This window comes from Streptomyces sp. NPDC058289 (assembly GCF_042880975.1).
Lineage (GTDB): Bacteria > Actinomycetota > Actinomycetes > Streptomycetales > Streptomycetaceae > Streptomyces > Streptomyces stoeckheimensis.
In genome coordinates this window covers 39,654-52,931 of record NZ_JBHVYI010000041.1, presented here as the reverse complement: position 1 = coordinate 52,931, position 13,278 = coordinate 39,654, and the positions used below count along the sequence as shown (strand labels likewise).

The window sequence follows — 13,278 nt, the reverse complement described above, 5'->3', positions numbered from 1 at the left end:
CGGGTCCCGGACCCGACCCCGAATTCGACCCCGACTCCGAATCCGGCACCGACCCCGATGACCGCTCGCGGCTACGGCCCGCGACACCGACGATGGAGGCAGAGGCTGTGGTGAAGGACTGGTGGCTGTACCAAGGGACCGGCGAGGCCGCCGAGCGCCGGGCCAGGCTGGAGGCCGGACCGCCACCGCCCTGGCGGGACTTCGAGGGCATCCCCGACCCGGGGTACACGCCCCCCGGCTGCGAGGGGCCGGCCTGGGAGCGCACCTGGCGGCGCGGCGAGGGCTACGTGCCCGACGAGTTGGAGAAGGACGTGGTCAACACGGCCCTGCACCTGCGGCGGCCGCTCCTGATCACCGGCAAACCGGGAGTCGGCAAGTCCACGCTCGCCTCCAGCATCGCCGCCGACCTCGGCCTGGGCCCCGTACTGCACTGGCCGGTCACCAGCCGGACCGTCCTGCGCGACGGCCTCTACCTGTACGACGCCATCGGCCGGCTCCAGGAGGCGGGGCTGGAGCAGCTGCGCGCGCCCGGCGCCGAGCCGCCCGCGGCCCGCGCCGCCGAGGCCTCCGCCTCCACCGTCTCGTCCGAGGGCGGTCCCTCCATCGCCCGCTACCTGCGCCTCGGCCCCCTCGGCACGGCCCTGTTGCCCCAGGACCGGCCCCGCGTGCTGCTCGTGGACGAGATCGACAAGAGCGACATCGACCTCCCCGGGGACCTCCTCACCGTCTTCGAGGACGGAGGCTTCGTCATCCCCGAGCTCGCCCGGCTCGTCAAGGAGGCCCCCACCGTCGCCATCGGCACCGACGACGACACGGAGGAGGCCGTCCGGATCTCCCAAGGCCGTGTCCAGTGCCGGTACTTCCCCATCGTCGTCCTCACCAGCAACGGCGAACGCGACTTCCCGCCCGCCTTCCTGCGCCGCTGCGTCCGTCTCCACCTGGACCCGCCGGACCCCGACAAGCTCGCCCGCATCGTGCGCGGCCGGCTCGGCGTCGACATCGAGAACAGCGACGAGTACCGCGATCTGGTCCAGAGCTTCCTGGAGCGCGCCGAGGACGGCGACCTCGCCACCGACCAGCTCCTCAACGCCATCCAACTGCGCCTGGCCGGTGCCTGGTCCGCCCCCGGCGACCGCGAGCGCTTCCTCGACACCGTCATGCACCACCTCACCGGGCCCTCCGCGTGATCGAGAGGCTCCTCGCCGCCCTGGCCGAAGGCGCCGAGGACAGCGGCCCGCGCCCCGGGGTCGGGGCGGAGGAGATCGCCGACATCCTGTGGCTCGCGACCCGGGTGGACGCGGCCGCCCGCGGCGAGCCTCCTGTGCCGACCCCGGCAGTCGGACCCGAACCCGGCGACGACGGGATGGAGTTACCCGTCACCGTACGCGGCGGCGGCGCCGGCGAACCGGGCGTCCAGTACTTCCCCGCGGCCGGTCCCGCTCCCGCCCCCGGCGGCCCTGCGGACCCCGCCGCCGGCCGGACCGCGGGAGGCGGCGCACCAGGCGCCGCACCCGCGCCGGCCGCGCGCAGGGGCACCGCGGTGCGGCTGCCGCGCGCCGCCACCCTCGACGACCCGCTCGCCCTGATGCGCGCCCTGCGCCCGATCGGCCGCCGCAGCATCGGCGGGCCGGGGGAGGAGCTGGACGAACAGCTCACGGTCGAGCGCAGCATCGAGCGGATGGTGCTCACCCCGGTCCTGCGCCCCGCCGAGAGCCGCTGGCTGGACGTGGCCCTGGTCGTCGACTCCCACCCCTCGATGCTGCTCTGGTCCGACCTGGTGGAGGAGGTCCGCGGTCTCCTCACCCGCAGCGGGGTCTTCCGCGACGTACGGACCTGGCGGCTCACGGGCACCGGCCCCGGCGGCGTGCCCATGGTCGCGCACCATCGCGACAGCCCGCCCCGCAACCCCCTGGAGCTGGTCGACCCCGCGGGTCGCCGGCTGATCCTGGTGCTCTCCGACACGGTCGCCGGCGGCTGGCGCGAAGCCCCGCTGCGCGGTGTGCTCCGGCAGTGGTCGGCGCACAACGCCGTGGCCGTACTAAACGTCTTGCCCGAGCGGCTCTGGACGCGCGGGGCGGTCCGGCCGGTCCCCTTCGCCGTCCGCGCGGACCGGCCCGCGGCGGCCACCCGCTCCTGGCAGCGGGTCCCGATGACCCGGCGGGCCCGCGGCGGCGGGGCGGTGATCCCGGTCGTCGGCATCGCCTCCGGGAGCCTGGCCCGGCTGGTGCGGGTGGTGTCCGGCGACGGCCGCTGGCGGCGCCTCGCGTGCCTGCGCCTCGACGCGGAACCCGCGCGCGAAGCTCCGTACGGGACGACACCAGCGGCCCCGAAGTTCTTCCCGGACCCCCTGGAGGTGGTGGAGCGCTTCCGCGCGAGCGCCTCCCCGACCGCCCAGCGCCTCGCCGACCACCTGGCCGCCGTACCGCTCACCCTGCCCGTGATGACCCTCGTACGCCGCTCCCTGCTGCGGGACTCCGAGCACGGGCACCTCGCGGAAGTGGCGCTGGGTGGGCTGCTCGCCCCGTGGGACGGCGAACAGCCCGCCGATACGGTTCAGTTCGAGTTCCTGCCGGGCGTACGGGAAGCCCTGCTCGGGTCACAGCTGCGCGGCGACGTGGCCGCGGTGCGGGAGCTGGTCCGGCGGCGCGTCGGGGAGTACATGTTCCGCAACCGCGGCACCGGCCGCGACTTCACGGCGATCCGCCGCGCGCCCGGCGGCGGAGGCCGCCGCGAACTGGCGCCGGGGGCCATGCCGTTCGCCCAGGCCGCTGGACCGGTGTCCGGGCTGGCCGACCGGCTGGTACGGGTCCGCTTCGAGCCGCAGCGGGAGCCGTTGGCGGTGGGTGTGCTGTTGTCGCCCCGACTGGTGCTGACGGTCGCAGAGGCGCAGACCGGGGGACCGTACACCTCTGCGTGGGTGCGTGCGGCAGACGGGCAGGACGTCCTGTGTCGACGCGCCTGGGGAGACGGGGCGGCGCCCCAAGTGCTCCTGCTCGCCTCCGAGGTGGACCTCGTGGACCCGGCGGACTGGACGGGGCAGGCCTGGGCGGAGGGCTTCGCGGCCCCCGGGGAGCACCTGGTCGTGGACGGCTCCACCGACCAGGGCGAGGCGGTGGCGCTGACCGGCGAGGTCCTCCCGTACGAGGGGGAGCGCAACGGGGAGCTCGTCCGACTCTCCCCCGAACCGGAGACCTGGACCCAATACGGGGGCTCCCCGGTCTCCCGCGACGGGCTGCTGGTGGGCATCGTGCACACCGTGTGGCCGGACCGGATGGTGTTCCTGACCGGGCAGGCGCTGCTGGAGCAGCCCGGATTCCGCGAGGTCGTGGCGGCGCACGGGGTCGCCGGGAGTCAACGCTCGGGTGTCTGCCTGGCGGTACTGATCCATGTGGACCTGGCGCCGACCCACCGATCGGTGGAGGAGGAGGTGACTGACCTCCTCCTGCGGGCGCAGGAGGAGGTCGGCGAGGGAGGCCGGGTGTACTCCATGGGAGACGGGGTTCTGTTCGTTCCCATCGAGGATCCGGGTGCTCTCGGAAGAGCCGGGGTGATGCTGGCCGCGCTCCCCGGGCAACTGGAGCGGCTTCGCGCGGGCTCCGGCGAATGGGAGATCTCCCTGGCGGTGGCCCTGGCCAGAGGGCTGTTCACGCCCGATCTGCGGGGCCCGGCGGCGCACGAGGCTCACATGTTGGTCCGCCGAGCGGAACACATCCACCGGCCGGTCCGTTCCGGAGGACGGGGGACGCTCGTCATCATGAAGGGCCAATCGCTGCTCGATGTCGGCGGGCTGGAATCCCTCGCGATCGAGCCGCTGGCGCTCACGGAGCAGCATCCGCGCGGGTGGATCTGGACCGACTCCGCCGCCAAGGTGGGGCGGGCGCTGATCGATGCCGAGCTGAGGATCCACGACCCGGACATCGGCTGGCCACGCTGCGGGTACGGAGGCACGCAGGCGGATCCGGGTGGGTGCATCGGTATCCGTCTGCCGGACCGCATGCGCTGTCTCGCCCACGTGGCGGCGGTGGAACGGGACCTGTACCTCCTCACACTGGGACCGGGCGCGCACGTGGACCTGCGGGGGACCACCATCAGCGAGGAGCTGCTCGACCACCTGCTGCTTGCGCTGCGTGAACCCGGGGTGGGACAGGTGAGGATGGGGCGCGCGCTCTTCGACCGGGCGCGCTTCACCGGCGACTGGGTGACGCGCGGGGGTGAGTTCGGGGGAGGGGTCTCCTTCGACCGGGCCGTGTTCGAAGGCCGCGCCGACTTCGCCGCGGCACGTTTCAGGAAGAGCGCCTCCTTCGGACGGACCGTGTTCCGGCGCGGCTCCGGCTTCGTGGGAAGCGTCTTCGACGGGGAAGCGCGGTTCGCACGGGCGGACTTCGGCGGCGAGTCGGAGTTTACGGAGGCGACGTTCGCGGGTGGCCTGAGCCTGGCCCATGCCGAACTCTGGGACAGCGCGGGGATGGGCAGGATGAGGGTGCAGGGGGAGGCGGAGTTCGAGGGCGCGCTCTTCCACGGCAGCACCGAGTGGGGGGAGACCGTCTTCCTGGGGCCCGCCTCTTTCACGACTGCGGTATGGGGGTCCGTGGTGCATTTCAACGTGGTCCGCTTCGAGGGCCCGGTCTCCTTCGACCGGGTGACCTTCGCCGCCGAAGTGCGATTCTCGTACACAGATTTCACGGACCGGGTGACCTTCGACGCCGCGGACTTCGCGGGCCACGGACGATTCGTGAACGTGACCTTCGCCGATCCCTCGGGGCTGCCTGGCGCGTGGCGGTCGCTGCTGCCGCTGTCGGGTCCCGCGACGTTCCCCCTGCTCAGCGCCGACGGAGGCTCCGCGATGCCCACGCCCTGACCCGGGAGGGCTACCCGCTCCGCCGGAGCAGGAAGAACAGGCTGGGCCCGAAGTTGAGGGCGGCCAGCGGGCTCTGGACGCGCTGCTCCACCGCCAGCAGGCGGTCCTCGCCCACGCTGCGCTTCAGTCGGCCGCTGCGCATGTTGGACACCGAGAGCTTGTCCTCGACGCGCAGCCCGGCCTCCGCGAACTGCCGTACGACGGTGTCCGGATGGTGGTTGACGAAGGGAATGCCGCCCTCGGCGGCCTTCTCGGCGGAGCGGATGTCCACGGGCCCGCGCGGGATGCCGCGCAGCCGCTTCGCGTAGCGCAGCTTGTTCAGCATGTGCGCGGAGTTGGCCACCTCGATCAGGGCGCGGCCGCCGGGCTTCAGTACGCGCGCTATCTCCCGCAGCGTGGGGCCGGGGTCGGGGAGGTGGTGCATGACGCGGATCATGGAGACGAGATCGGCCGATCCGTCGTCCAGCGGAAGGTGTCCGGGGCGCATGTGGTGTGCCGAGATCCCGGGCCGGTCGGCCAGCAGCCGCTCGGCGATGGCCACGTGCTTGGCGCTCGGGTCGAACATCATGACCCGGTCCGCGTATTCCTTGAGGACCGGGCTCAACCTCCCGAACCCGCCGCCCACTTCGCAGGCGAGCCCGTAGTGGCTGTCGCCGATCAGTCGTTTGACCGCGGCCATTTCCGCCGCGTGCTCGTAGTCGCGCCCCTGCCAGTAGGCGACGTAGTCCTCCGACTCGTCGTCGTACTGGTCGCCCCGTGCTCCACCGTCGTTCATGTGCCGCCCCCCGATGTGCATGTGTGGCGCATCATCTCGGCGGATCCCGGGGGAGGCAACGGCTCCGGCGTGTGGATGCTGCACGGATTCCCGGGTGCGGGGCCTGTCGGTCCCGCACCCGGGCCGGGGTCAGGCGGTGGGCGGTACCCGTCCCGGGCGGCCCGCGCCGCGGGTCAGGCGGTAGCCGCCGATGCCCGCGAGGGCGGCGAGCAGACCGCCGGCCGCCGTCCAGAGCCAGCGGTCCGACCACCAGGTGCCCGACCAGTCGTCGGCCGGTGCGATGCCGGAGGCCGTACCGGCTCCGGGGACGAGCGGCACGGCCAGGGCGTTGTCGGCCGCGTAGGCGCCGCCGACGTCCTGGGCCTCGGCCCGCACGCGGGCCCGTACCGGCTGGCCGAGGTCCTCCGGCGCGAGGTCGGTGACCGTGAGCCTGAGGTAATAGGCGCCCGGCAGCGGGTCGTTGGCCCACTGATCGGCGCCCGATCGGACCGGGCGCAGCGTGCAGGACAGGTCGACGGTCGCCGCGTCCTTGGCGGCCGTGCCGGTCTGCGTGCCGTAGGTGCAGGGCTGGCGGCGGCGCAGGCCGTCGTACACGTCGAGCTGCCAGGTGGAGGCGGAGTGCCGGCCGGCCGCGGCGGGCAGGGTGACCGAGGCCCGCACGGTGGCGCGCTGTCCCGAGTCCAGGGGGAGCACCCAGTAGAGGTAGTCGCCGGTGGAGGCGTCGGCCGTGGCCCCCTCGCCCAACTGGAGCGGGGTGGCGGTACGGAAGGCCGTGCCGGCCTCGGTCGGACCCTCCCCGCCGCCGCTCGGGCTCGGCGACGGCGAGGCCGCCACCCCGAACAGGCCGCCGCCCACGAGCAGGGCGGCGGTCAGCGCGCGTCGCACGCTTCGATCACGTCTCAGGGCACTCATCAGTTGGTCCTCCAGACCGCGATACGCCAGCGGGAGACCCAGCCCCACACCAGTCCGGCGAGGAGGCCGGTGAGCGCCAGTACGCCGAGCAGCCACCAGCCGCGTCCGAGACCGAAGGAGGCCACGTCGGAGGCCCCGTCCGGGCCGTCCACCACGTCGATGGTCAGCTCGACCGGCATGCCCGGGGTGGTCTTGACCGTGGCGGGCGCCGAGAAGGAGTTGCTGACCTGGAGGCACACCGTCTCGGCCGGCTCCTCGTCGTCCGCGCTCCCGGCCTTGGGATAGCGCAGCCCGGACGAGATCAGGTCGGTCCGACCGTCACCGGCTTCCTGGCCGCGTACGATCTCCCGGCCGCTCAGCGTCGTGGCGCGCAGCAGCACGCCATAGTCGTTGTTCACCGCACGGTCGGCGCCGATGCTGACCGAGGCCCGCAGTTCCTTGCCCGGCGCCACGGAGACCCGGTACCAGCGGTGCTCCCCGAAGCTTTCGCGGTCACTGTAGAGACCGGGCTTCAACTCCGGTGCTCCCGTGCACTGCTTGGCGCCCTCGGTGGCCACCGGATTGACCACCGGAGTGGCCGCGCGGCCGACCAACTGTCGCACTCTGCCAGAGAGTTCGGCCGTGTGCTGTACGGAGGTGTACGTACCTCCGGTGGCCTCGGCGATGCAGATCAGCTGGTCGCGGGTCTTGGCGTCGGGGACGAGCCCGAGCGTGTCGATGACCAGGTGGATCCCCTGGGCCGCGATGTCCCGCGCCACTTCGCAGGGGTCGAGCGGGGCGCAGGTGTCCTCGCCGTCGGTGATGAGCACGATCCGCCGGGTGGCGTCGCCGCCCTTCAGGTCCTCGGCGGCTCCGAGCAGGGCGGGCCCGATGGGCGTCCACCCGGTGGGAGCCAGCGTGGCGACCGCCGTCTTGGCTTCGGTCCGGTCCAACGGGCCGACCGGGTAAAGCTGCTTGGTGTCCTTGCAGCCGAGGTTCTTGTCGGGGCCGGGGTAGTTGGCGCCCAAGGTCCGTATGCCGAGCTGCACTTCGTCGGGTACCGCGTCCAGCACCTCGTTGAACGCCTGTTTCGCGGCGGACATCCGGGTCTGCCCGTCGATGTCCTGTGCGCGCATCGAGCCGCTGACGTCGAGTACCAACTCGACCTTGGGCGCTTCCTTGGCCACGGGTTCCCCGGCGGCGGCGCCTGCCGGGAACAACCCGGCAGCGAGGGTGACGAACAGGCCGCACACACTGGCCCTCACCCATCTTCTAGTGATCATCGCCGGATCGTATTGAGATTCCCCGCACCCACCAAACCGAGCACCCGTTCCGGAGCCGATGCGCTCGCGGAACACCCGGTACGTCCCCTTCCGGTAGGCGCGGAACGTGTCGCGGCGGCCCGCCGCGCTCACCGCGACCAGTCGGCGTCCTGGTGGTCGGGGCCGCGGGGTGCCGCAGGGGCGGCGGGGGGCTGGAGGCCGACGGGGGGCTGGAGGCCGACGGGGACCTGGAGGCTTCCGTAGCGTTCCATGCGCTGCCAGCGCAGGCGCGAGCCCGCGATGGCGGTGAACACGGACTGGATGACGACCAGGTACATCAACTGGCGGTAGACGAACTGCTGGAGCGGCAGGCTCCACAGCGGGCCGGGGTGTTCCTCGTCCAGGCGGAAGGCGTAGAGGCCCATCAGGAGCTGGAGCAGCAGGAAGGCGCTCCACAGGCCCAGGATCCGCAGCGGGTCGAGGAAGATCAGACCGAAGACCGCTGTCACGTCGACCACGGGAGCGAGCAGCGGCAGCAACACCTGGAACATCAGGAGGTACAGCAGGCCCCGGCGGCCGAGCTTGCCGGCCTGGCCGCGCTGGGTGAGGGCGCCGCGGTGCTTCCACATGGCCTGGAGGGTGCCGTAGCACCAGCGGTAGCGCTGCTTCCAGAGGGCGCCGAGGGTGGCCGGGGCCTCCGTCCAGGCCTTGGCCCGCTCCTCGTAGACGACGCGCCAGCCGTCACGGCACAGGGCCATGGTGAGGTCGGTGTCCTCGGCGAGGGTGGTGTCGCTGACACCGCCCACGCGCAGGAGGGCCTCGCGGCGGAAGGCTCCCACCGCACCCGGCACGGTGGGCATGCATTCGGCGAGGTCGAAGAGGCGGCGGTCGAGGTTGAAGCCGACCACGTACTCGATGTGCTGCCAGCGGCCCAGCAGGCCACCGCGGTTGACGACCTTGGCATTGCCCGAGACGGCGCCGACGCGGCGGTGGGCGAACGGCTGGATGATCATGCGGACGGCGTCCGGTTCGAAGACGGTGTCGCCGTCGACCATGACGAGCAGGTTGCAGGAGGCCGCGGCGATACCGGTGTTGAGGGCGGCCGGCTTCCCGGCGTTGCGCTGGCGGATGACGCGGACGCCCGGCAGCCGCAGGGCCTCGACGATGTCGGCGGTCCCGTCGGTGGACCCGTCGTCGACCACGATGATCTCCACCGGATGGTCCGAGGCCAGCAGCGAGCGGACGGCCGCTTCGATGCCCGCGCTCTCGTTGTAGGCGGGGACGATGATGCTGACCGGTTCCGTGACGGGAGCTCCCCAGGGCACCCGGCGCTTGCGCACGTGGCGGCGGGCCGCGGTGAAGACGGCCACGGCGCGCAGCACGCTGATGGCGCCCGCCGCCCACAGCAGCCAGGACAGCGCGCTCAGGACCCGGTCGCTGGCCCGCAGGGCGTAGATGAGGGAGGTCCCCTGCCAGGCGTCCACGGTCGCAGCCTCGTGCGTGGCCGCGGGAAGACCGGTCGCCTCGGTGACGGTGGTGAGCTGGAAACCCGAGGCCTTCAGCCGGGGAACGAGGCGTTCGAGGGCCGCGACGGTCTGCGAGCGGTCGCCGCCCGCGTCGTGCAGGAGCAGGATCTGCCCCTCGCTGTCCGCGGGCAGGGAATTGGCCACGATCTGCTCGACCCCGGGGCGTCGCCAGTCCTGACTGTCCTGGGTACTGAGGACGGTGAGGTACCCCTCGGTGCCGGCCTGGACGACGGAGTCCCAGGCGCTGTCGTCGAGCGCCTCGCCGGTCGAGGAATAGGGCGGGCGCAGCAGGGGGGTGGTGACTCCGGTGGCACCGGCGATGACCAGTTGGCTCTCGCGCAGCTCCAGGGAGCGGCGCCAGGGCGAGGCTGCGCCGAGGTCGGTGTGGGTGAAGGTGTGGACGCCGATCTGGTGGCCGTCCTCGACGATCCGGCGCGCCAGCTCGGGGTGGGCGGCGACCTGCGCGCCCACGGTGAAGAAGGTGGCACGGACCCCGTTGCGCCGTAGGACGTCCAGGATCTGCGGGGTCCACCGGGGGTCCGGACCGTCGTCGAAGGTCAGGGCGATGGTGCGGGGCTTGACGGCCGCGGTCCGCCCCACGGACCCCTCGATCACCGGGCCGCCCGTCCGGATCTGCTCCGGGACGGCGTCCGCCGTACCCGGATCGCGGTGGGCTCCGTCGGCGGTGGTGTCGAACATGTGCGTGGCGTAGCCCTGGAGCAGCAGGGCCGCCGAGAGGGTCAGGACCAGGGTGGTCAGCAGCAGCCAGTGGGTACGCAGGGGGACGTTGCGTACGGTGCTGTGCCGGCCTCGGGGGAGGCGGCGGTTCTTCGACAAGGGGAGGTGCTTCCTGCCTGTGCTGGTGCCTGTGCTGGTGCCTGAGCGGGCGTCTGGACGGGGTGGGGGCGGGTCACGGGTGGGCGGTGGGTTTGCCGCCCTGGCCGGGCGCGGACGTGGACTTGCCGCGGTTGGTCTGGCCGGGGGCCGGCGTGTTCCCGGGGACGGTGGTGGGGGCCGGCTGCGCGGGGGGCGCGACGGTGGCGCCGGGCGTGTTCCTCGGAGTGGCACCGCGATCGGGGCCCGCGGCGGACGGGGCCGCCGGCGCCTGGGTGGTACCGCTCACGGCGGCGCCGGTGCGCTTCGGCGCGGCGGACCCGGGGGCCGGGGAGGCGGCCGGCGCCTTGCTCGGCGCTGCGTCCGGGGCCGCCTGCGAGGGGTGGGGGAGCGGCAGGAGCGGGGAGGAGAGCGTGGGCCCGCCGAAGAGGGAGCTCAGCAGGAGCACGATGTAGCCGACGGCGGGAACGACGAGCAGCCATCCCAGACGCCGTACGCGGCGCTGGCGCCTGCCGGAGGAGTCGACGAAGACGGGACTCGGGTCGGAGGTGGACGCGGGGGCGGTGGCGGGTGTGCGTGCGCGTCCGGAAGCGGGCGTGGGTGCAGGCGTTGCGGGGGGTTCGGAGGAGGGCGCGGGCGCGGGCCAGGGCGTGGCGGGAGGTTCGGGGAAGGGGGCGTCGGCGGACGATGGCGTGGCAGGGGGTGCGGGCCAGGGCGTGACGGTAGGCACGTGCCAGGGCGTGGCGGGGGGTTCGGCGAAGGGTGCGTCCGCGTGCCATTGCGCGGCGGGAGGTTCGGAGAAGGGCGCGTCCGCGGGCCAGGGCGTGGCGGGAGGTTCGGAGAAGGGCGCGTCCGCGGGCCAGGGCGTGGCAGGGGGCACGGGCGCGTACGCGGCGTGCGGATACGGTTCCGGCTCTGCCGTGGAACCCGGTGGTCGGTGCATCGGTGGACAGCCTCTACAGGTGGTGGACGGGACCCGGGCGGGGGTACGGACACGGGGGACGACCCGCACTCCGCCGGACCGGGGCCCGCCCGGCGTCAGGGGTTCGCCCGCGGGGGGTGCCCGGGCGGGACGTTGCGGCCGGGCGGGGACGGGACGGGGCTCGGGGGGCCCGGCGGACGGGTGCCGGGCCCGTGCTGTCCGGCGCTCGGGCCCGGGGTGACGGGACGCCGGCTCGGTTCGTGTTTGCCGGGATGCGTGGGGGTGGCGGCCCGCGGGTTCCGCGTGGGGGGAGCAGTCGGTGCGGCGGCGGCCGGTGCGGAGTCGGTCGGTTCCGGCCCACCGTCCCGGACGGGAGCGCAGTAGCCCGGAACGGCGGACCGGCCTCCCGCCGCGGCGACCAGCGGGGCGAACCGCTGCTCGGCCAGGACCTCCTCGGGACGCCGGCCCGGGGTGCGGGTGAAGGCCCGGCACAGCTCGGCCAGGTCGGCGGGCACTGCTGGGGACGAGCGGCCGGAGGCCCCGGGGGACGGCGCGTCCGCGACCCGGGTACCGGGCGTGGGGGAGGCGGCCGGGCGCTCGCGCTCGGGGGCGCCGCCCAGGGCGGTGGGGAGGCTGCCCGTGCCGGCCGCGACGGCCACGCCACCGAGAGCGGCCGCCAGGGCGGCGGCTGCGACCTTCGCGCCGAGGAGCGCCGCCGGGGTGCGAAGCGGCCGCTTCCGGGGCGTCGGGGCGGGAGCGGCGGCTGCGGATCCGGCTGCGGATCCGGCTGCGGGTGTGGCCGCGCGGGTGGCCGAAGGCGCGGCCGAGGGGTCGGCTGCGGGGGCGAGGCGAGCGGCCCGGAACATGGCCAGGGCATCCTGCTCGCCGGACAGTTCGTTCTTCCCCGCCGGAGCGGCGGCGGCTGCGAGCAGCCCCGCGAGCGCCTCGTGGCCACCCAAAGCGCCGGACGACTCCGTCAACTCGGGCATATCGGACGCGCCTTGCGTGCTCGACGCCCGCGACCGGGCGCCGGCGAGCAACTGCTCGGCCGTGGCGCGGTCGATCCGGCGGGATCGGTGGGTGCTCATGTCGTGCCCTTCAGCGTCGGAGCCGTCGTCGGTGTCACTCCTGGGGCAGAAGTGTTTTCGGACCACCCCGAACCACCCGGTTCGCCCGGTATGCCCCCGCTCCCTGCGGGCTCTGCGTCCGCGACCCCCGCGCCGCCTGCGGCTCCCGCCGCTCCTGCGCTGCCCGCGCTGCCTGCGGCTCCCGCCGCTCCTGCGCTGCCCGCGCTGCCTGCGGCTCCCGCCGCTCCTGCGCTGCCCGCGCTGCCTGCGGCTCCCGCCGCTCCCGCGCTGCCCGCGCTGCCTGCGGCTCCCGCCGCTCCCGCGCCGCCTGCGGCCGCTGCGGTTCCTGCGGCTACTGCCGCGCCTGCGGCTCTCGTGACACCCGCGGCCCCCGCCGCTCCCGCGCCGCCCGCGCTGCCTGCGGCTCCCGCCGCTCCCGCGACGCCTGCGCCTCCCGAGGCTGCTGCGGTTCCCGCGGCTCCTGCCGCGCCCGCGCCCTGCTGTTCGAGGAGTTTGGCGAGCTTGCGCAGCCCGCGGTGGGATGCCATCCGTACCGCACCGGACCGTTTGCCCAGGACCCGTGCGGCGCTGTCCGCGTCCAGGTCCATGACCACCCGCAGGAGCACGGCCTCCGCCTGGTCGCGGGGCAGGAGGGAGATCAGTGCGAGCGCCGCACCCGTCCCCATCGTGGCCAGTGCGGCCCCCTCGGTGTCCTCCTTCGCCGCCCGGAAGTGCAGGTACTCGACCGGTACGCTCACGGCCGGCCGGCGGCGCCGCCGCCGCAGCAGGTCCATGGCCCGGTTCCGGCCGATCGTCGACACCCAGCCGCGGAAACCGTCGAAGTCCCCGCTGAACGAGCCCAGATCCCGGGATATCTGGAGCCAGGCCTCGGAGGCCACGTCCTCCGCGTCCTCGCCGACCAGGACGGTCAGGTAGCGCAGGAGTACGGGCTGCACCGCGCGGAACAGCGCCTGGAAGGCCGCTTCGTCCCCCTGCTGCGCCGCCCGGACGGCGTCCGTCATGTCTACCGGTGCGCCCCGGGTTCCGGGGGCCCCCTGGATTTCCGGGGCCTCCCGGGTTCCGGGTATGCCCGCTTCGCTGTCGGCTCCGCCGAACTCCTCCGCACTGTGCACGCGGGACATC

The 13,278-nt window shown here is 74.0% G+C and carries 9 protein-coding genes; 2 read left to right on the top strand and 7 right to left on the bottom strand.

The genetic code is table 11. The features are described from left to right. Positions 1-92: 92 nt before the first annotated feature. Positions 93-1,187: an AAA family ATPase gene (locus ACFVX6_RS21760; protein WP_389693805.1), complete on the top strand. Its 1,095-nt coding sequence runs from the start codon at positions 93-95 to the stop codon at positions 1,185-1,187. Next, positions 1,184-4,858, top strand: coding sequence for an SAV_2336 N-terminal domain-related protein (locus ACFVX6_RS21755; RefSeq protein WP_389693803.1), 3,675 nt, complete (start codon positions 1,184-1,186; stop codon positions 4,856-4,858). The genes ACFVX6_RS21760 and ACFVX6_RS21755 overlap by 4 nt, the downstream gene beginning before the upstream one ends. Before the next feature lie 10 nt (positions 4,859-4,868). On the opposite strand, the gene ACFVX6_RS21750 is transcribed toward ACFVX6_RS21755, so the two are convergent. The 7 genes from ACFVX6_RS21750 to ACFVX6_RS21720 all read right to left on the bottom strand — a co-directional run bounded on the left by ACFVX6_RS21750 (position 4,869) and on the right by ACFVX6_RS21720 (position 13,268). Further along, complete coding sequence (locus ACFVX6_RS21750; RefSeq protein ID WP_389693801.1) at positions 4,869-5,633, bottom strand: class I SAM-dependent methyltransferase; 765 nt, start codon at positions 5,631-5,633, stop codon at positions 4,869-4,871. A 129-nt stretch (positions 5,634-5,762) separates the two neighbouring features. After that, complete coding sequence (locus ACFVX6_RS21745) at positions 5,763-6,545, bottom strand: hypothetical protein (protein WP_389693799.1); 783 nt, start codon at positions 6,543-6,545, stop codon at positions 5,763-5,765. Further along, positions 6,545-7,807, bottom strand: coding sequence for a VWA domain-containing protein (locus ACFVX6_RS21740; RefSeq protein WP_389693797.1), 1,263 nt, complete (start codon positions 7,805-7,807; stop codon positions 6,545-6,547). The genes ACFVX6_RS21745 and ACFVX6_RS21740 overlap by 1 nt, the downstream gene beginning before the upstream one ends. A gap of 128 nt (positions 7,808-7,935) precedes the next feature. Next, the gene (locus ACFVX6_RS21735) at positions 7,936-10,149 is read right to left on the bottom strand and encodes a bifunctional polysaccharide deacetylase/glycosyltransferase family 2 protein (RefSeq protein WP_389693795.1); all 2,214 of its coding nucleotides are present in this window, start codon (positions 10,147-10,149) and stop codon (positions 7,936-7,938) included. Positions 10,150-10,222: 73 nt separating this feature from the next. After that, a complete protein-coding gene (locus ACFVX6_RS21730; protein WP_389693793.1) occupies positions 10,223-10,876 on the bottom strand; it encodes a hypothetical protein in 654 nt (217 codons plus the stop codon). Between the two features lie 308 nt (positions 10,877-11,184). Then, positions 11,185-12,156, bottom strand: coding sequence for a hypothetical protein (locus ACFVX6_RS21725; RefSeq protein WP_389693791.1), 972 nt, complete (start codon positions 12,154-12,156; stop codon positions 11,185-11,187). Next, on the bottom strand, positions 12,153-13,268 hold the full coding sequence (locus ACFVX6_RS21720; RefSeq protein ID WP_389693789.1) for an RNA polymerase sigma factor: 1,116 nt from the start codon (positions 13,266-13,268) through the stop codon (positions 12,153-12,155). The genes ACFVX6_RS21725 and ACFVX6_RS21720 overlap by 4 nt, the downstream gene beginning before the upstream one ends. Positions 13,269-13,278: the final 10 nt, after the last annotated feature.